17 protein-coding genes are annotated in these 15,892 nt (G+C 75.6%); 8 read left to right on the forward strand and 9 right to left on the reverse strand.

Annotated features, from left to right (window positions below; all coding sequences use genetic code 11):
* Window positions 1-136: 136 nt before the first annotated feature.
* The 3 genes from ACFPBZ_RS13525 to ACFPBZ_RS13535 form a co-directional block, all read right to left on the reverse strand.
* A complete protein-coding gene (locus tag ACFPBZ_RS13525) occupies window positions 137-598 on the reverse strand; it encodes a MarR family transcriptional regulator (RefSeq protein WP_378036582.1) in 462 nt (153 codons plus the stop codon).
* Between the two features lie 142 nt (window positions 599-740).
* Complete coding sequence (locus tag ACFPBZ_RS13530) at window positions 741-1,742, reverse strand: alpha/beta hydrolase (RefSeq protein WP_378036583.1); 1,002 nt, start codon at window positions 1,740-1,742, stop codon at window positions 741-743.
* Window positions 1,743-3,128, reverse strand: coding sequence for an FAD-binding oxidoreductase (locus tag ACFPBZ_RS13535; protein ID WP_378036584.1), 1,386 nt, complete (start codon window positions 3,126-3,128; stop codon window positions 1,743-1,745).
* Between the two features lie 101 nt (window positions 3,129-3,229).
* Here ACFPBZ_RS13535 and ACFPBZ_RS13540 point away from each other — a divergent pair, with 101 nt between their 5' ends.
* From ACFPBZ_RS13540 to ACFPBZ_RS13550, 3 genes are all read left to right on the forward strand, one after another.
* Window positions 3,230-3,790, forward strand: a complete 561-nt coding sequence (locus ACFPBZ_RS13540) for a superoxide dismutase (protein WP_378036671.1) — start codon at window positions 3,230-3,232, stop codon at window positions 3,788-3,790.
* 30 nt (window positions 3,791-3,820) lie between these two features.
* Complete coding sequence (locus tag ACFPBZ_RS13545; protein ID WP_378036585.1) at window positions 3,821-4,198, forward strand: hypothetical protein; 378 nt, start codon at window positions 3,821-3,823, stop codon at window positions 4,196-4,198.
* Window positions 4,199-4,265: 67 nt separating this feature from the next.
* Window positions 4,266-5,297, forward strand: coding sequence for an NAD(P)-dependent alcohol dehydrogenase (locus ACFPBZ_RS13550; RefSeq protein WP_378036586.1), 1,032 nt, complete (start codon window positions 4,266-4,268; stop codon window positions 5,295-5,297).
* On the opposite strand, the gene ACFPBZ_RS13555 is transcribed toward ACFPBZ_RS13550, so the two are convergent.
* From ACFPBZ_RS13555 to ACFPBZ_RS13565, 3 genes are all read right to left on the reverse strand, one after another.
* Window positions 5,266-6,489 (reverse strand): MFS transporter, encoded by a 1,224-nt coding sequence (locus ACFPBZ_RS13555; protein WP_378036587.1) that lies wholly within the window; start codon window positions 6,487-6,489, stop codon window positions 5,266-5,268. The two genes, ACFPBZ_RS13550 and ACFPBZ_RS13555, sit on opposite strands and share 32 nt — an antisense overlap.
* The gene (locus ACFPBZ_RS13560) at window positions 6,486-7,136 is read right to left on the reverse strand and encodes a GntR family transcriptional regulator (RefSeq protein WP_378036588.1); all 651 of its coding nucleotides are present in this window, start codon (window positions 7,134-7,136) and stop codon (window positions 6,486-6,488) included. The genes ACFPBZ_RS13555 and ACFPBZ_RS13560 overlap by 4 nt, the downstream gene beginning before the upstream one ends.
* 83 nt (window positions 7,137-7,219) lie before the next feature.
* Complete coding sequence (locus tag ACFPBZ_RS13565; protein WP_378036589.1) at window positions 7,220-7,687, reverse strand: GlcG/HbpS family heme-binding protein; 468 nt, start codon at window positions 7,685-7,687, stop codon at window positions 7,220-7,222.
* 28 nt (window positions 7,688-7,715) lie between these two features.
* Between ACFPBZ_RS13565 and ACFPBZ_RS13570 the strand changes: the two genes are divergently transcribed.
* From ACFPBZ_RS13570 to ACFPBZ_RS13590, 5 genes are all read left to right on the forward strand, one after another.
* Window positions 7,716-9,347: a PP2C family protein-serine/threonine phosphatase gene (locus tag ACFPBZ_RS13570; RefSeq protein ID WP_378036590.1), complete on the forward strand. Its 1,632-nt coding sequence runs from the start codon at window positions 7,716-7,718 to the stop codon at window positions 9,345-9,347.
* A complete protein-coding gene (locus tag ACFPBZ_RS13575) occupies window positions 9,344-10,366 on the forward strand; it encodes a cobalamin B12-binding domain-containing protein (protein WP_378036591.1) in 1,023 nt (340 codons plus the stop codon). The genes ACFPBZ_RS13570 and ACFPBZ_RS13575 overlap by 4 nt, the downstream gene beginning before the upstream one ends.
* A complete protein-coding gene (locus ACFPBZ_RS13580) occupies window positions 10,363-10,686 on the forward strand; it encodes an STAS domain-containing protein (protein WP_378036592.1) in 324 nt (107 codons plus the stop codon). Before ACFPBZ_RS13575 ends, ACFPBZ_RS13580 begins: the two co-directional genes overlap by 4 nt.
* 58 nt (window positions 10,687-10,744) lie before the next feature.
* The gene (locus tag ACFPBZ_RS13585) at window positions 10,745-11,563 is read left to right on the forward strand and encodes a crotonase/enoyl-CoA hydratase family protein (protein ID WP_378036593.1); all 819 of its coding nucleotides are present in this window, start codon (window positions 10,745-10,747) and stop codon (window positions 11,561-11,563) included.
* Window positions 11,564-11,750: 187 nt separating this feature from the next.
* Window positions 11,751-12,446: a hypothetical protein gene (locus tag ACFPBZ_RS13590; protein WP_378036594.1), complete on the forward strand. Its 696-nt coding sequence runs from the start codon at window positions 11,751-11,753 to the stop codon at window positions 12,444-12,446.
* 10 nt (window positions 12,447-12,456) lie between these two features.
* On the opposite strand, the gene ACFPBZ_RS13595 is transcribed toward ACFPBZ_RS13590, so the two are convergent.
* The 3 genes from ACFPBZ_RS13595 to ACFPBZ_RS13605 are packed head-to-tail and all read right to left on the reverse strand — an operon-like array spanning window position 12,457 to window position 15,297.
* A complete protein-coding gene (locus ACFPBZ_RS13595; protein WP_378036595.1) occupies window positions 12,457-13,614 on the reverse strand; it encodes a sensor histidine kinase in 1,158 nt (385 codons plus the stop codon).
* Entirely contained in the window at window positions 13,611-14,258 is a 648-nt protein-coding gene (locus ACFPBZ_RS13600; protein WP_378036596.1) for a response regulator, read from the reverse strand. The genes ACFPBZ_RS13595 and ACFPBZ_RS13600 overlap by 4 nt, the downstream gene beginning before the upstream one ends.
* Window positions 14,251-15,297, reverse strand: coding sequence for an alpha/beta fold hydrolase (locus tag ACFPBZ_RS13605; RefSeq protein WP_378036597.1), 1,047 nt, complete (start codon window positions 15,295-15,297; stop codon window positions 14,251-14,253). The genes ACFPBZ_RS13600 and ACFPBZ_RS13605 overlap by 8 nt, the downstream gene beginning before the upstream one ends.
* Window positions 15,298-15,892 lie beyond the last annotated feature (595 nt).

Below are 15,892 nucleotides of genomic sequence, written 5' to 3' on the forward strand. Positions count from 1 at the left end.
CACAGCGGACACACGGGCATTCATCGCCGAGAACAGCCTGCGATCCCCTGGTGCGGTTTGTCCCCCCGAACCGCAGCAGGCCCGGGGTCGACCGGTTCAGGTCCGCCGAGTGCGGAGCGGCCGGTCGGCCCCTTTCTCATTCCGCCCGCGAGGGCCCCGGGCCGGCTCGATGGCGGCTCTCCTGCGCGCCGGCGTCGTTCACCGACCTGACGCGCCCGGCATCGCCGGCATGTGTCCTCAACGACGCTGCCATGGCACGGAAGAGGCTCGTGAGCGTTCGGCACAGCTCCGGATCGTCAGCCACCCGAGGCTCGGCCCGGAGCAACGCCTCGTCGAGGTCGGAGACGAACAGCGAGAACATGGTCTCGATCGACGACCGACCCTGCCTCGTCAGATCCACCAGCACCCGACGGCGATCGTCGGGATGCGGCGAGCGGTCCACCATGCCGGCCGACACCAACCGGTCGATCAGGGCGGTGGCACTCGCGGGCGTCAGCCCGGCCCGTGCGGCGATGGACGTCGGGGTCAGCGCGCCCTCGTGGAGCAGTTGTCCCAGGACCGCCGCCTCGGTGGTGCTGACCCCGACCTCGGCGGCCATCGTGCGCCGGTAGTCGTCGGTCGCGACGATCAGCTCACGGAGGTGCCGAGCAACGTCGTCCATCCTGGCTCTTTCTGCGGAAGCGTGTGGCCTGGCGGCGGAGAGGGAGGAACGTCGCGCGGGAATTGTCAGTACCTGACGATCACCGGGCGGGAGTGTGCTCCCGGCCGAGGAAGGCCGCGCAGGCCTCGACCATGAGCCCGCGGAAGGCCCGCATCGAGGGCGCGTCCTGCGCGTTCGCGTCGGCCCCGTGGTACATCCCGGGCTCGACGTGCAGGGTGCACGGCACCCCGGCCGCGCGCAGCCGGCGGGCGTGCTCGCGGTCCTCGTCGAGGAAGAGGTCCTGCTCGCCCACCCCGATCCACGTCGGCGGCAGGCCGGAGAGGTCCCGACGACGGGCGGGGGCGGCCTCGGCGAGGACGTCGGAGTCCGCGTCCCCGAGGTAGGCGGCCCAGGCCCGCCGGTTCATCCGCGCGTTCCACACGAAGCGCCCCCGGCCGTCGGGGGAGGGGCCCGTGCGGTCGTCGAGCATCGGGTACTCGAGCAGCTGGAACGCGACCGGACGGCCGGCGTCGTGGGCGCGGTGCACCGTCGCCGCCGCGAGACCGCCGCCCGCGCTCGCGCCGCCGACCCCGATGCGGGCCGGGTCGACGCCGAGCTCGGCCGCGTTCTCCTGCAGCCAGCTCAGGGCGGCGTGGCAGTCGTCGAGGTCGGCGGGGAACGGGTCCTCGGGGGCCAGGCGGTAGTCGACGCTGACGACCCTGACCCCGGCCTCGAGGACGAACCGGCCGCAGAGGGCGTGGTCCATGTCGGGGTCGCCGACCAGGTGCCCGCCGCCGTGGATCCACAGCAGCGCCCCGGTCGGGGAGCGGTCCCGGCCGTCGTCGTACACGAGCACGTCGACCGACCGGCCGGCCGCGGAGGTGACGCGACGGCGCTCCGCCGAGACGCCCTCGGGCAGCGGGACGTCCTGGCGCATCCGGCTCCGGAGCACGGGGACGACCCGCATCGGCACCCAGGCGAACGACAGCGGCAGGCGGGGGCTCCGCAGCTCGGGGGAGACCCGGGCGAGCGCCCGCACGGTGTTCACCGTCCAGGTCCCGACGGCGGTGAGGACGACGAGGCCGAGGGCGCGGCGCAGCATCTAGAGGACCTTCCCGGGGTTGAGGATGCCGTGGGGGTCGAGGGCGGCCTTGACCGCGCGCTGCATGGCGAGGACCTCGGGCGACTGCTCGGCGACCAGCCCGTCGCGCTTGAGCAGGCCGACGCCGTGCTCGCCGGTGACGGTGCCGCCGAGGTCGAGGGCGTCGGCGAGGATCTGCTCGAACGCGGCCTGGGCGCGCCGTTGGGCGGGCTCGTCGCCGACCGGGGTGATCAGCAGCGGGTGGAGGTTGCCGTCGCCGGCGTGGGCGATGTTGGCGATCGTCGTGGAGTGGCGCTCGCCGGTGGCCTGGATGCGGGCGAGCATCTCGGGGACGGCGGCGCGGGGGACGCAGACGTCCTCGGTGAGCACCGGGCCGAGGCGCTCGAGCGCGGGGTAGGCGAGACGGCGGGCGGCGAAGAGCGCGTCGGCCTCCTCGGCGTCGGTGGCCTGCGCGGAGAACGTGGCGCCGGCCTCGTCGAAATGGCGGATCATCTCCTCGGCCTCCGCAGTCCCCGCAGCGCCCGGCGCGTCGGAGCGCCCGAGCAGCAGGACGTCGGCCTCCGCGGAGATGCCGAGGTTCTTCCAGGCGTCGACGGCCTCGAGGCAGGTGCGGTCGACCAGCTCCAGCGCGCTCGGCGTCATCCCCGCCGCCGTGATCGCCGCGACCGCGCGGCCGGCGTCGACGACGCTGGAGAAGTAGCCCGCGACGGTGTGCTCGGGGGCGCGGGCGGGCCGCAGCTTGACGGTGACCTCGGTGATCAGCCCGAGGGTGCCCTCGGAGCCGACCATCAGCCCGGCGAGGTCGAGCCCGGCAACGCCCTTCGCGGTGCGCCGCCCGAGCCGGACGAGCTCGCCGAGCCCGTTGACCACCTGCATGCCGAGCACGTAGTCGCGGGTCACGCCGTACTTGACGCAGCAGACCCCGCCGGCGTTGGTGGCGACGTTGCCGCCGATGGTCGACCAGGGGGAGCTGGCCGGGTCGGGCGGGTACCAGAGGCCCTGCGCGGCGCAGGCGGCGCGGAGGTCGTCGTTGACGATGCCCGGCCCGACCACCGCGAGGCGCTCGGTGGGGTCGATCTCGTGGATGCGGGTCATCTGCTCGACCGACACGACGACGCTGCCGGCGGTCGCGTTCGCCCCGCCGGACAGGCCGGTGCCGGCGCCGCGGGGGACCACCGGGACCCGGTGGGCGAGGCAGGCGCGGACCACGGCCTGGCACTGGGCGGCGTCGACGGGCCGGACGACCGCGGCGGGCAGCTCCCACGGGGCCCACTCGGCGTCGTCGTGGGCGTAGGAGGCCAGCACGTCGGGGTCGTCGATCACGCGGTCGGCGGGCAGCGCGGCCCGCAGGGCCTCCACGACGGGGGCGGGGGCGACGGTCGTCATGGCGGGGGACCTCCGCGATCGGTGGACAGGACCTCACGGTAACCGGCGGCACCGACAGTGCCGCCCGAGCAGACGGGGCGTTCTGCGACGATCGGGGCGTGATGCGCCGGATCGTCCTGTTCCTCGCCGTGGTTGTCGTCCTCGCCGGGTGCAGCAGCACCTCGGAGGTGCGCCGGGCCAGCGGCGGCCCCCTCGCCGCCCCGGGGACCCCCACCGCCACCGCCGTGACCTACGACCCGGCCGCCGCCCCGCCCGGCGCCGACGTGACGGTGGAGATGGTGCGGGCCGAGGCGGACACCTCGGTGGCGCTGACGGTGTCCGGCCTGCGGCCGGACCGGGGCTACGCGGCGCACCTGCACACCCGGCCGTGCGGGCCGACCGGTGCCGACGCCGGACCGCACTTCCAGAACCGGGTCGACCCCGCGGCGACCCCGCAGCAGCCCTCGAGCGACCCGGCCTACGCGAACCCGCAGAACGAGTTCTGGCTCGACGTGCGCACCGACGCCGCCGGTGCGGGGCAGACCCAGAGGACGGTGCCGTTCGCGCTGACCGACCGGCTGCCCGCGTCGCTGGTCCTGCACGAGAAGGAGATGACGGCGACCGCCCCCGGGCAGGCGGGCACCGCGGGCGGCCGGCTCGCGTGCGTCACTCTCACGTCGTAGGGCGCGGGTGATCGCCTAGCGTGGTCCCCGATGCCCCGCACCCCGTCCGGTCCCACCGTCACCCTCTGCCGCGGCTGCTGCTGCGGCACGCTGCGCAAGCACCCGGAGGTCGACCACGTCGGCCAGGTCGAGCGGCTACGGGAGGGGACCGCGGGCGCGGGCCGGGTCAAGCTCAGCGACTGCCTCGACGCGTGCGCCCAGTCGACGGTCGCGGTCGTCTCGCCGTCCCCGGCCGGTCGGGCGGCAGGCGGGAAGCCCGTCTGGCTGCTGGGCGTCCTCGACCGCGAGACCGAGGACGAGATCGCGGCGTGGGTGCAGGCGGGCGGGCCCGGGGTGGCCGACCCGCCCGGGATGCTCGACCTGCGCGTCTTCACCCCGGCCCGGCGGATCCGCCAGCAGGTGCCGTAGCTCGTGAGCAGTCATCCGTGTCCCGGCACGGATGAGTGCTCACCAGCCCGTAGGGCACCCTGGAGCCATGCAGCGTGTGGCGGTGCTCACGGAGCCGGACAACGTCGTCCTCGAGGACCGCGAGGTCCCCGACCCCGGGCCGGGCCAGGTCCAGGTGCAGGTCCGGGCGGTGAGCGTCTGCGGGTCCGACGTCCACTACTACGACCACGGGCGCATCGGCGGCTTCGTCATGCACGCCCCGCTGGTGCTCGGGCACGAGACCTCCGGTGTGGTCAGCGCGGTCGGGCCCGGGGTGACCGCGCCCGCCGTCGGGACCCGCGTCGCGGTGGAGCCGCAGGCCGAGTGCGGGCGCTGCGACCAGTGTCGGCAGGGCCGCTACCACCTCTGCCCCGACATCGCGTTCTTCGCGACCCCGCCGATCGACGGCTCGTTCGCCGAGTACGTTGTCGTCCCGGCCCACCGCGCCCACCCCGTGCCCGACTCCCTCTCCGACGAGGCCGCCGCGCTGATCGAGCCGCTGTCGGTCGCGCTGCACGCCGCCTCGAAGGCCGACATCGGGCCGGGGACCCGGGTGCTCGTCAGCGGCGCCGGGCCGGTGGGGCTGCTGTGCCTGCAGGTGGCGCTGGCGCGCGGCGCATCGCCCGTCGTGGTCACCGACGTGATGGCGCTGCGCCGCGAGGCGGCCACCGAGTACGGCGCCACCACCGTCGTCGACGCCAACTCCTTCGACGACGGCCTCGCCGGGGTCACCGCCGCGATGGGGCAGGCCGACGTGGTGCTCGAGTGCACGGGCGTGCAGCCGGCGGTCGACCTCGCGGTGGCGGCGACCGCGCCCGCGGCCACGGTCGTCCTGGTGGGCACGGGCGCGACGGTGACCCTGCCGCTCGACGTGCTGCAGTCGCGCGAGCTGACCGTGAAGGGCACGTTCCGCTACGCCCACGTCTACCCGGCGGCGATCGAACTCGCGGCCTCCGGGCGCATCCGCCTCGACGACATGGTGACCTCGCACCACCCGCTCGAGGACGCGGTCGGGGCGCTGCTCGCGGCCCGCCGCGACCCCATGGCCCTCAAGGCCGTGGTGCACCCCTCGTCGTCCTGACCACCACGGCGAGACAGGCCAGCGCGATCAGGCCGAGCCCGACGAACAGCACGCTGTAGGAGACGAGGCCGGAGAGCACCGCGAGCACGGCCGGCACGAGGAAGCCGGAGTAGGCCAGCGCGTAGAACACGGCGTTGAGCCCGGCGAGGTGGCGCCGCGGGGCGATCCGCGCCACCTCGGCCAGGCCGCTGACCAGCGCGAACCCGTAGGACACGCCCAGGACCGTCGCCGCGAGGACCGCGAGGAGCACTCCGGGCGAGGCCGCCGTGGCCGCGGCGAGCCCCATCCCGACGACCGCGCAGGCCTGCCCGAGCATCCCGCCGCGGGCGTCGGTGAGCCCGCACCGCTTCGCGACCGTCTGGGCGGCGAACCCGGCGACGAGCGTGATCGCGGTCATCAGCGCCGCGAAGGCGATCGCGTGCCCGGGGACGGCCCGCGCGACGAGCGAGGGCAGGACCGCGTAGGCCACCCCGGCGCTGGTGAACACCCACGGCGCCACCGGCACGACGATCGTCGCGAACTCGCGGTGCTCGCCGACGGGGATCCGCAGGTCGTCGCGCAGGCGCCGCGTGGGGGCCTCACCGCGGTACGGATGGTCGAGCTCCGCTCCGCTGCGTCTCCGGTCGAGGGTCTCGACCGTACGCAGGGCCAGCAGGCCGAGCGGCACCCCGACGACCACGTGGACGGCGTAGGAGAGGACCTCCGGGTACGGGGCCCACTGGGCGAGCATCCCGGCGGCGACCGGGCCGAGCAGGAAGCCGAGGGTCAGGGACATCGCCGCGCGGGAGGCGCCGCCGCCGTCGGGGGAGAGCTCGCTGATCCAGGTGGAACCCACGGCCATCGCGATGCCGAGCGCGAGCCCGGCGAGCACCCGCCCGGCGAACAGCACCGGCACGTCCTCCCCGCCGAGGCCCAGGACGACGCTGCCGAGGATCGCCAGGGGCGGCGCGGCGAGCATCAGCGGCTTGCGGCCCAGGCGGTCGGAGAGCGGGCCCCCGACGAGCATGCCGGGCACTATCCCGAGGACGTAGGCGCCGAGCAGGACGTCGACGGTCGCGGGGGAGAACCCGCCGAGCTCGCGGTACATGACCATGAGCGGGGTGAACTGGTTGCCGCCCCAGGCGACGACGAACAGGGCGAGCCCCACCGGGAACCAGGCGGTCGAGGTGCGGGTGCGGGTGGCGGCGGTCATCGGGGGCCTCCTCGTCCGTGGGTGTCGTCGAGGTGGGCGTGCAGGGCGGCGGCGAAGGCGTCGACGTCGCGGGCGGCGAGCAGGTCGCGCAGTCGGCGGTGCTCGTCGAGGACGGTGCCCGCGGCGGCGCTGCGCCCGCGGACCGACTGGGCGGTCATCCGGCGCTGCCGCTCGCGCAGGGTGCGGTAGAAGCCGGCGAGCAGGCTGTTGCGCCCGGCGTCGGCGACGAGCTGGTGGAACTCCGCGTCGGCCTCGGTGTAGCCGGGGAGGTCGCCCCGGTCGTGGGCCTGCTGCTGGCACCCGATCGCCGCGTCGAGGGCGGCCAGGAGGTGGGCGAGGTCGTCGGGGCGGTGCACGACGTCGGCCGCCGCGTGCGCCTCGACCAGCGCCCGGGCGTCGAGGACCTCGTCGACCTCGTGCGGGGCGACCGGCACCACGAGGGCCCCGCGCTTGGGGAACAGCCGCAGCCACCCCTCGACCTCGAGGCGCAGGAAGGCCTCCCGGACGGGGGTGCGCGACACCTGCAGCGCCGCCGCGACCTCGCCCTCGCTGACCATCCGGCCGCCCTCGAGCTCGCCGGTGAGCACCCGGTCCTTGACGTGGCGGTAGACGGCGTCGGCCGCTGAGGCACCACTGGGATCGGACATAGATACAAGTGTACGCGGAGCGCTCGTGAGCATTTCGGGGGGCTATAGCCCCGCTTAGTGCTCACGAGCGCAGCGCGCACAGGTCAGGCGCCGGTGCGTGCCACCAGCCCCGCCGCCTCGATCCCGGCCACGACGGCCTCCTCGTCGGCGGTGGACGCGTCGCCCGACGCGCCGGCCGCCCCGATGACCTGGCCGTCGGACGAGCAGATGAACACGCCGCCGGGCACGGAGAAGACCTTGCCGCCGGCGAGGGCGGCGACGGAGGTGAAGAACTCGGGGGAGTCGGAGGCCCGCTGGGCGATGGCACGGCTGTCCATCATCAGGCCGATCACGCCGTGGGCCTTCGCGATCGCGACGTCGGGGCGCAGGAACCCCGACCCGTCGGCGCGGCCGAGCGCCACGAGGTGACCCCCGGTGTCGAGCACCGCGACGGTGAGGGGCTTGTAGCCGGCCGACGTCCCGTGCTCCAGGGCGGCGGCGACGATGGTGCGGGCGTTCTCGTAGGTCAGGTCGCTCATGCGGACGGTCTTCCCCGACGGGGTATCGGTCATGTGACCCAGCGCGAGATAACGTGACGCGATGGAGCCGACGATGCCGGCCCGGGGCATCCGCAGCCTCGAGGCGCGTGTCCTCGACGGACTGTCCGAGGCGGTCGTCGTCACCGGGTACGCGCGGGGACGACGACCCCGGCGGATCGTGTACGCGGTGAACCCGGCGGCGCATCGGCTGCTGCCGGGCCTCGTCGTCGGGGAGCCCGTCGGGAACCCCGACGTGTTCGCCGCGGCGGTCGCGGACGGGGCCCCGGGGTTCGAGGCCGAGCTCGCGGGCCGGGTGGTGGTCGGACGGGGCCGGCGGCTCATCGAGGAGCACGAGCCCGACGGGCCCGACGTCCTGACCTGCTGGTACCTGCGCGACGTCACCGAGGAGCGCCGCGGCTCGGCCTCGCTGCAGCGGGCCCAGGCGAACGCCCAGTTCCTGGCCGAGGCCGGGCGGGTGCTCCACGGGGTGCTCCACCTCGACCGGACGCTGCGCGCGGCCGCCTCCCTCGCGGCCGGGACGCTGGCGCCGACGGTGCTGGTGCTGTTCGCCGACGGGTCGGACACCGTCCGCTGGGCCCGCGGGGAGGCCGGGCACGACCGCGCGCGGACCGGCGAGCTCACCCGCTCCGACCTGCGCGTCGCCCCGCGTCTGCACGAGGCGCTCATCGGGGAGGCGGGGGTCGATCCCTGGATCACGGTCGAGCTCGCCGACCTGCCGGTGTGGGCCGAGCCGCCCGCCGACCGTCTCGTCGTGGTCCCGGTGCCGGGAGCGGTGGTCCGCGGCGTCCTGGTGCTCGTGGGGCCCTCCGACGAGGAGGTCCTGCCGCTGGCCCAGGAGTACGCGGTGCGGGTGGGCACCGCGCTCTCCGCGGCCGCGCTCTACCGCGAGCAGGCCCACCTCGGCCACGTGCTGCAGGCGGGCCTGGAGCCGCCACCGCTGCCGACGGACGGCCACGACCGGCTCCGCATCGGGAGCGCGTACCGGCCGGCGCGGGAGAGCCTGCGCGTCGGCGGCGACTTCTACGAGGTGCTGCCCCGCACGTGCGACGGAGAGACGCCGTTCCTGCTCGGCGACGTGTGCGGCAAGGGCATCGAGGCCGCCGTCCTCTCCGGGCGGGTGCGCCAGTCGCTGCACGCCCTGCGCCTGCTCGAGCGCGAGCCCACCACCCTGCTCGGCCTGCTCAACACCGCGCTGCTCGACGCCGCCGACCTCGACGCCGCGGTCGCCCTGCCCCGGTTCGCGACGATGGTCCTGGGCGACGCCCGGCCCCTGGACGGCGGCGGGGTGCTGCTCCGGCTCGCGACCGGGGGCCACCCGCCGCCGCTGCTGCTCCGCGCCGACGGCACCGTCGAGGAGACCGAGGTCGCCGGGTCGCTCGTCGGGGCGCTGCGCGACGCCGAGTTCGGCGCCACCGAGGTCGTCCTCGCGCCCGGCGAGACCTGCCTGCTCTACAGCGACGGCGTCACCGAGGCCCGCGGCGGGCCCGGCGGGCGCGAGTTCTACGGCGAGGAGCGGCTCACCGCGGCGCTGGCCGGGTGCGCGGGCGCGCCGGCGCCGGTGGTCTGCGAGCGTGTGCTGCAGCTGCTCTCCGAGTGGCTCGGCGGGCGCGACCACGACGACGTCGCCCTGCTCGCCCTGCAGGCCGCGCCTCACGTCCAGGAGGCCGCGTGACCGCCCCCGCCGTCGCGACCGACTCCGTGCGCGCCGACTACCTCGACCGGCTCGGCGCCTCCGACGAGGAGGGGGCGGTGGCCGTCGCGCTCGCCGCCCTCGACGAGGGCCTCGACGTGGAGGCGGTGCTGCTCGACGTCGTCGCCGAGGCCCAGCGCGAGGTGGGGGAGCGGTGGGCCGCGGGGGCGTGGACGGTGGTGCAGGAGCACGTCGCCACCCACATCTCCGAGCGCGTCGTCTCCGCGGTCGCCCGGCACCGCCCGCCGCCACGCCCGAGCGGGATCGGCAGCATCTCGGTGGCCTGCCTCGACGGCGAGTGGCACGGGCTGCCCGCCCGCCTGCTCGCCGAGGTCCTCGCCCGCTACGGCTGGGCCGTCACCTTCCTCGGGTCGAGCGTGCCCGCCGGGCAGATGGCGGCCCACCTGCACGAGGCGGGGCCCGACGTCGTCGCGGTCTCCAGCTCCCTGCCCTCCCGGCTGCCCGCCGCCCGCCGGATGGTCGAGGCCTGCCACGCGAGCGGCACCCCCGTCCTCGCCGGCGGCGCCGCCTTCGGGCCCGACGGCCGGTGGTCCCGCGCGGTCGGCGCCGACGGCTGGGCCCCCGACGCGCGGGCCGCGGCCGCGCTGCTCGCCGAGTTCTCCTTCCGCGACGACGACGGCGCCGCCCGCGTCGACGACTCCTCCCGCGACGAGCAGACCGTCCTCCAGGCCCGGCGCGGGGAGCTGGTGGCCGGCATGACGACCGCCCTGCGCGGGACCTCCGTCGACGAGCAGCTCCACGACGACCTCGGGCACCTCGTCGACTTCCTCGCCGCCGCGGTCTACGTCGACGACCCCGCGCTGCTCGCGAACTTCCTGCGCTGGGTGGGCACGGTCGCGGTGCCGGGCGGGCTCACCCGCGACGAGCTCGCCCCGGCGCTCGACGACCTCGCCGAGCGGCTGCGCGACTCGCCGCGCACCGTCGCCCTCCTGCGCTCCGCGGACGTGCGGGAGGCGTGCACGCCGGAGGGCGCCGCGTGACCCCGCCGGCCGACTTCGCGGTGGAGGTCTCGAAGGACGGCGACTCCGTGGTCGTCACGGTCTCCGGCGACGTCGACTACACCCACTACACCGAGCTCGAGGCCGCGATCGACCACGAGATCGCCCGCGCCGGCGGGCCGGTCGACCTCGTCGTCGACCTCGCCGACGTGCCCTACTGCGACTCCTGCGGCATGCGCGTCCTGCTCGGCACCGCGCAGCGCGTCGCCGCCGACGGCGGGCACTTTGCCCTGCGGGGCGTGCAGGGCCAGCCGTCGCGGGCGCTGAAGCTCACCGGCCTCGACCGGGTGCTGGGTACGTGAGCCTTCCCGACGATGCCCGCGTTGTCCCCCGGCCGTCGCGGGTGATCTAGTCGGACCCATGACGTCAGCGCTGCCGGACACCCTCGAGACCCTCGCCGTCGACCGGCCCGCCGAGCACGTCGCGCGCGTGTCGCTGGTCGCGCGCGCGATGGCGCCGGCCTTCTTCGCCGAGCTGCCCGCCGTGTTCTCCGCCCTCGACGCCGACCCCGCGGTCCGCGCGATCGTCGTGACCGGCGCCGACGGGCGCTTCTCCTACGGGCTCGACCTCATGGCCGCGGCCGGCTCGATCGGCGGCGTGCTGGGCGACCCGAGCGCCGCGAACCGGGAGGGGTTCCTGCGCCACGTCCGCGACCTGCAGGCCTCGATCACCGCCGTCGCCGACTGCCGCACCCCGGTGGTCGCCGCGGTGCAGGGCTGGTGCGTCGGGGGTGGGGTCGACCTCGCGACGGCCGCCGACGTGCGCCTGGCCAGCGCCGACGCGCTGTTCTCGGTCCGCGAGGTGCGCATGGCGATGGTGGCCGACCTGGGGTCGCTCCAGCGCCTCGTCGGGATCGTCGGCGACGGGCACCTGCGCGAGCTGGCCCTCACCGGCGACGACGTCCCCGCCGCCGAGGCGCAGCGCATCGGGCTGGTCAACCGGGTGGTCGACACCCCGGCCGAGCTCGAGACCGCCGCCGTCGACCTCGCCACCCGCATCGCCGGGAACTCCCCGCTGGTGACCCGCGGGATCAAGGACGTGCTCGACGCCGAGCGCGGCCCGCGCGTCGAGGCGGGGCTGCGCTACGTCGCGGCCTGGAACGCGGCCTTCCTGCCGAGCGCCGACCTGCAGGAGGCGTTCACCGCGTTCGCCGAGAAGCGCCCGCCGCAGTTCGGCTGAGCCGCCCCGGGGGTCCTGTCGGGCGATCGGGGGACACCGCTGTCGTCCGCAGGACCGGCTCCTCGGGGGACGGGACGGGGGCCCGGCCGGAGACATGCTTTCTCCTGTCAGCACGGAGAACGCCCAGCACCGAACCTCAGGGCCCGGACGCTCCCCGCACCACCTCCCTCACCCCCGGGAGCACGTCATGCGTCTCACCCACCTCGCCGCCGCCACCCTCACCGCGACCGTCCTCACCTTCGGGTCCGCCGGGGTCGCCCTCGCCGACACCGTCACTCCGGCCACCAGCGGCACGAGCTCGGTGGTCAACCAGGCCGAGCCCGGTGTCCTGACCCTCTCGACCTCCTCGGTCAAGCCCGGCCAGTCGATCACCTTCTCCGGCACGTTCGCCGAGCCCGCCGCCTCCACCGCGACCGGCTCCATCACCGTCACCTCCCCGGCCTTCTCCGGCCCGGCGACGATGGACCGGACCAACCCCGAGGCCTTCTCCGGGTCGGCGACGATCGCGTCGGGCGCCAAGGCCGGCACCTACACCGTCACCGCGTCGTCCTCGGCCGGCACGGTCAGCACCCGGCTCACCGTCGCCGGCTCGGGCCCCGCCCCGACGCCCGCGCACCACGGCACCGGCGGCACCACCGGCACCGGCACCGGCACCCACCACGGGACCGGCACCGGGTCGTCCTCGGGAGCGGAGACCACCGACTCGACCCTCTCGATCGCGGAGACCACCGGCTCCGACGTCCTGCCCTGGGTGCTCGGCGGCGCCGGCGTGATCGTGCTCGTCGGGGGCGGCGCCTATGTCGTCGGCCGCGGCCGGAAGGCCGACCGGGAGGTCGAGCAGCAGTACCGCGAGCCGCGCACGGAGGTCATGAACCGCCGCTGACCGGCGGCCCTCAGCGGGGGACGCGGACCACGGTCCGCGTCCCCCGCTCGCGCGTGTCCACCGTGAACGTCCCCCCGACGCCCTCCACCCGCGCCCGGACCGACGCCAGCCCGATGTGCCCGTCGGCGAGCCGCGCCCCGAGCACCGAGCGGTCGAGCCCGACGCCGTCGTCGGTCACCTCGAGCGTCCGGGTCCCGTCGGCATCGGCCATCCCGACGACGACCGCGTCCGCCGCCGCGTGCTTGGCCGCGTTGGTCAGCAGCTCGCGGGCCACCCCGAAGAGGAGCCGGTCGTGCGGGGAGGGATCGAGGTCGCCGCCCGTGACCGTCACCGTGAACCCCGCCCGCTCCGCAGTCCGCTCGGCGACCCGCCGGACCGCCACGACGAGCCCCGCCTCGTCGAGCACGTAGGGGTGCAGGGCGAAGACCACCTCGCGGAGCTCCCGCACCCCCGCGCGCAGCGCGTCGTCGGCCGCCTCCGCGCCCGGGAGCTCGTCGAGCTCCTGACCGGCGACGATGAACGTCTGCAGCGCGTGGTCGTGCAGCTCCTCGGCCAGCCGGCGCCGCTCGCGGGCCTCCGCGTCGAGCACCTGCGCGGTGAGAGCGTCGGCGTCGGCGAGCAGGGCCCGGATGCGGTCGGCGCGGCGCGCCAGCACCACGGCGAGCAGGAACGTCGCGACCGCCACCAGCGCCAGCACCGCCGCCTCGGCCGCGAGCGTCGTCGCCGCCACGGGGGCGCGCTCCACCGCGGCCGTCACCAGGAACGACAGGATCGTCGCGACCCCCACCGCCGCCGAGAGCTCCGGCCGGTACCGGAACGCCGCGAGCACCGGGACCAGCACGTAGGCGAGCGTCGGGAGCGTGCCGCCCCCACCCGCGAACAGGGCGAGGACGGTGATCGCGACGAGGTCGACGGCCGTCGCGACGAGCCCGGTCCGCGGGCTCACCGGCCGGCGGAGCACCCGCGCGAGCCAGACGACCGCGAAGAGCGCGTAGACGGCGGTCGCGCTCCAGAACTCCGGGCCCTCCACGCGCGCCGGGTCGAGCACCGCCCCGAGCGCGACCAGCCCCACCAGGCCGAACCGCAGCAGGCTCGTCGTGCGGGACGCCTCGGCCTCGAAGGTGGCGAGCGCCCGGGAGGCCGGGGTGGTGGTCGCGGGGGTCGTCATTCGAGCAGGCCGCGCCGCATCGCCTCCGCCACCGCGGCGGCGCGCTCGGTCACCTCGAGCTTCTCGTACATCCGCTGCACGTGTGTCTTCACCGTGCTCGGCGCGACGAAGAGCCGCTTCGCGATCGCCGGCGTCGTCATGCCTTCCGCCATCAGCTTGAGGATCTCGGTCTCGCGTTCGGAGAGCTGCGGGCCGCGGTCGGCGCGCCGGTGGCGGATCTCCCCGGCGAGCTCGGCCGCGAGGTCGGCCGGGAGCACCGTGCCGCCCTCGGCCGCCGTCCGCACGGCCTCCACGAGTTCCCGACGACGCGTCTCCTTCGGCAGGTAGCCCGCCGCCCCCTCCTCGAGGGCGCCGTAGACGAGCGTCGGGTCCGTGAACGCGGACAGCACGACGATGCGCGTCCTCAGCCCGTCGCGGGCGGCCCGCCGGACGATCTCGGTCCCGTCCGCGCCGGGCATGCGGTGGTCGACCAGCGCGACCTGCGGGCGGTGCTCGACGAGGGCCGCGAACGCCGCCTCGCCGTCCTCGGCCTCCGCGACGACGTCGATCCACCCGCTCGCCACGAGCGCGCGGACGACGCCGTCCCGGTACATCTCGTGGTCGTCGGCGACGACCACGGTGATCTTCTCGCTCGAGTCACGCACCCGCCCAGAACTCCGTCGCGATCTCGAGCCAGCGCTCGGCGGCGTCGACGTGCGGCCCGTGGCCCGACCCCTCGAACATCTCCGTCCGCGCCGAGCCCCCGGCCTGCTCGTAGCGCTCCAGCACCGTCCGGATCTGCGCGACCATCGGCTGCGGCGGGAACGTGTCGGCGCCGGGCCAGCCCGGGACGATGCCCGCCTGACCGAGCGTGCCGAGCTCGAGCATCGAGGCGTCCGACACGACGACGTCCCGCGTCCCGTGGGTCCACAGCACCGGCGGCTTGGGGTCGAGCTCGGGCAGCCACGACCAGTCGCAGTACTTCGGCGACAGCGCGTTCAGCAGACCCCGGGTCCCCGGCGCCGCCCCGGGCCAGTTCGACGAGGTCGTGGAGTCGCCCGGGTAGCCGTCGTCGCCGATGTTCGACAGCAGGATCTCGTCGACGAGCAGGTCCTCGCGCTCGCGCGGCAGGCGGAAGTCGGGGGACCAGTAGGTGCCGGCCATGACGTTGCGGGGGCTCAGCGGGTCGTCGCCCGACCGGTCGCCCTGCCGCAGCTTCTCCACGAACTGCGGGTTCGCGACCCCGGCGCCCGACCCGGCGTAGTCGTCGTGACACGGCCGCCCGTCCGCGAACGTCCCGCCGTAGCCGTAGGGCGAGACGGGGTCGAGGAACGTCAGGCTCGCCACCGGGACCTGTCGGGCCACCAGCGCGATCGCGGCACCCGCCGTGGACCAGCCGACGAGGTGCGGGCGCGTCACCCCCAGGGTCTCGAGGTAGGAGACGAGGTCGTCCGCCCAGTCGCCGAGCCCGCGCGTGGCGTCGATCGGCGCCTGCTCGGTGCGCCCGAACCCCCGCATGTCGGGCGCGAGGAACCGCCACCGGTCGCTCGCCGGGGACATCAGGTGCTCGTAGAACCGCCCGGTCGACAGGTTGCCGTGGACGAGCACCACGGGTTCCCCGTCGGCCGGGCCGGAGGTGAGGTGGTGGATGCGGATGCGGGCATCGACGGTGCCGGCCTCGACGCCGGGGAGCAGCTCACTCATGGTGGCCGGAACGCTAGTCAGGAGCGGCCGTCCGGGGAACCGTCGCCACACTGAGGGAGCGTGTCGCCACGGGCTGCGGCAGCCCCGCCGCTCGAGAAGGCCCGGTGCTCCCTTGCGCGCCGCACACGGCTGCTGCTGCTCGATCGCCGCGGGCAGCGCGTTGCGGGACGCACACGGCTGGGCCTGCTCGATCGTCGCGGGCAGTGCGTTGCGCGCCGCACACGGCTGGGCCTGCTCGATCGTCGCGGGCAGCGCGTTGCGGGACGCAACGGTGCGGCAGGGCCACCGCCGTCGGCGAGCGAGCCGTGGGCGTCGAGTCGGCGCGGCGGAACGGGCCGGGCGAGGGCGATTCAGTGGCGCGTCGCGCTGTGCCATGGGCGTGTCGCCACTGACGTCGGGAGCCCGCCGATGAAGATCTCGTCGAGCGGCGCGGACCGATCGGTCCCCGCCCCACTCCGCGCCGTGGAACGAGATCTCTGCCGGGGGAGGCCCACTGCGTCGACGACGTGTGTGCGAAGCGCGCAGGTCGGGCGTCGAGACGGGGGAGTCGTGTGCGGGACACCGCCACGTGGCGGGAGCCCGTCGCCTCTCGGCG

The organism is Actinomycetospora atypica, from assembly GCF_042653685.1.
Lineage (GTDB): Bacteria > Actinomycetota > Actinomycetes > Mycobacteriales > Pseudonocardiaceae > Actinomycetospora > Actinomycetospora atypica.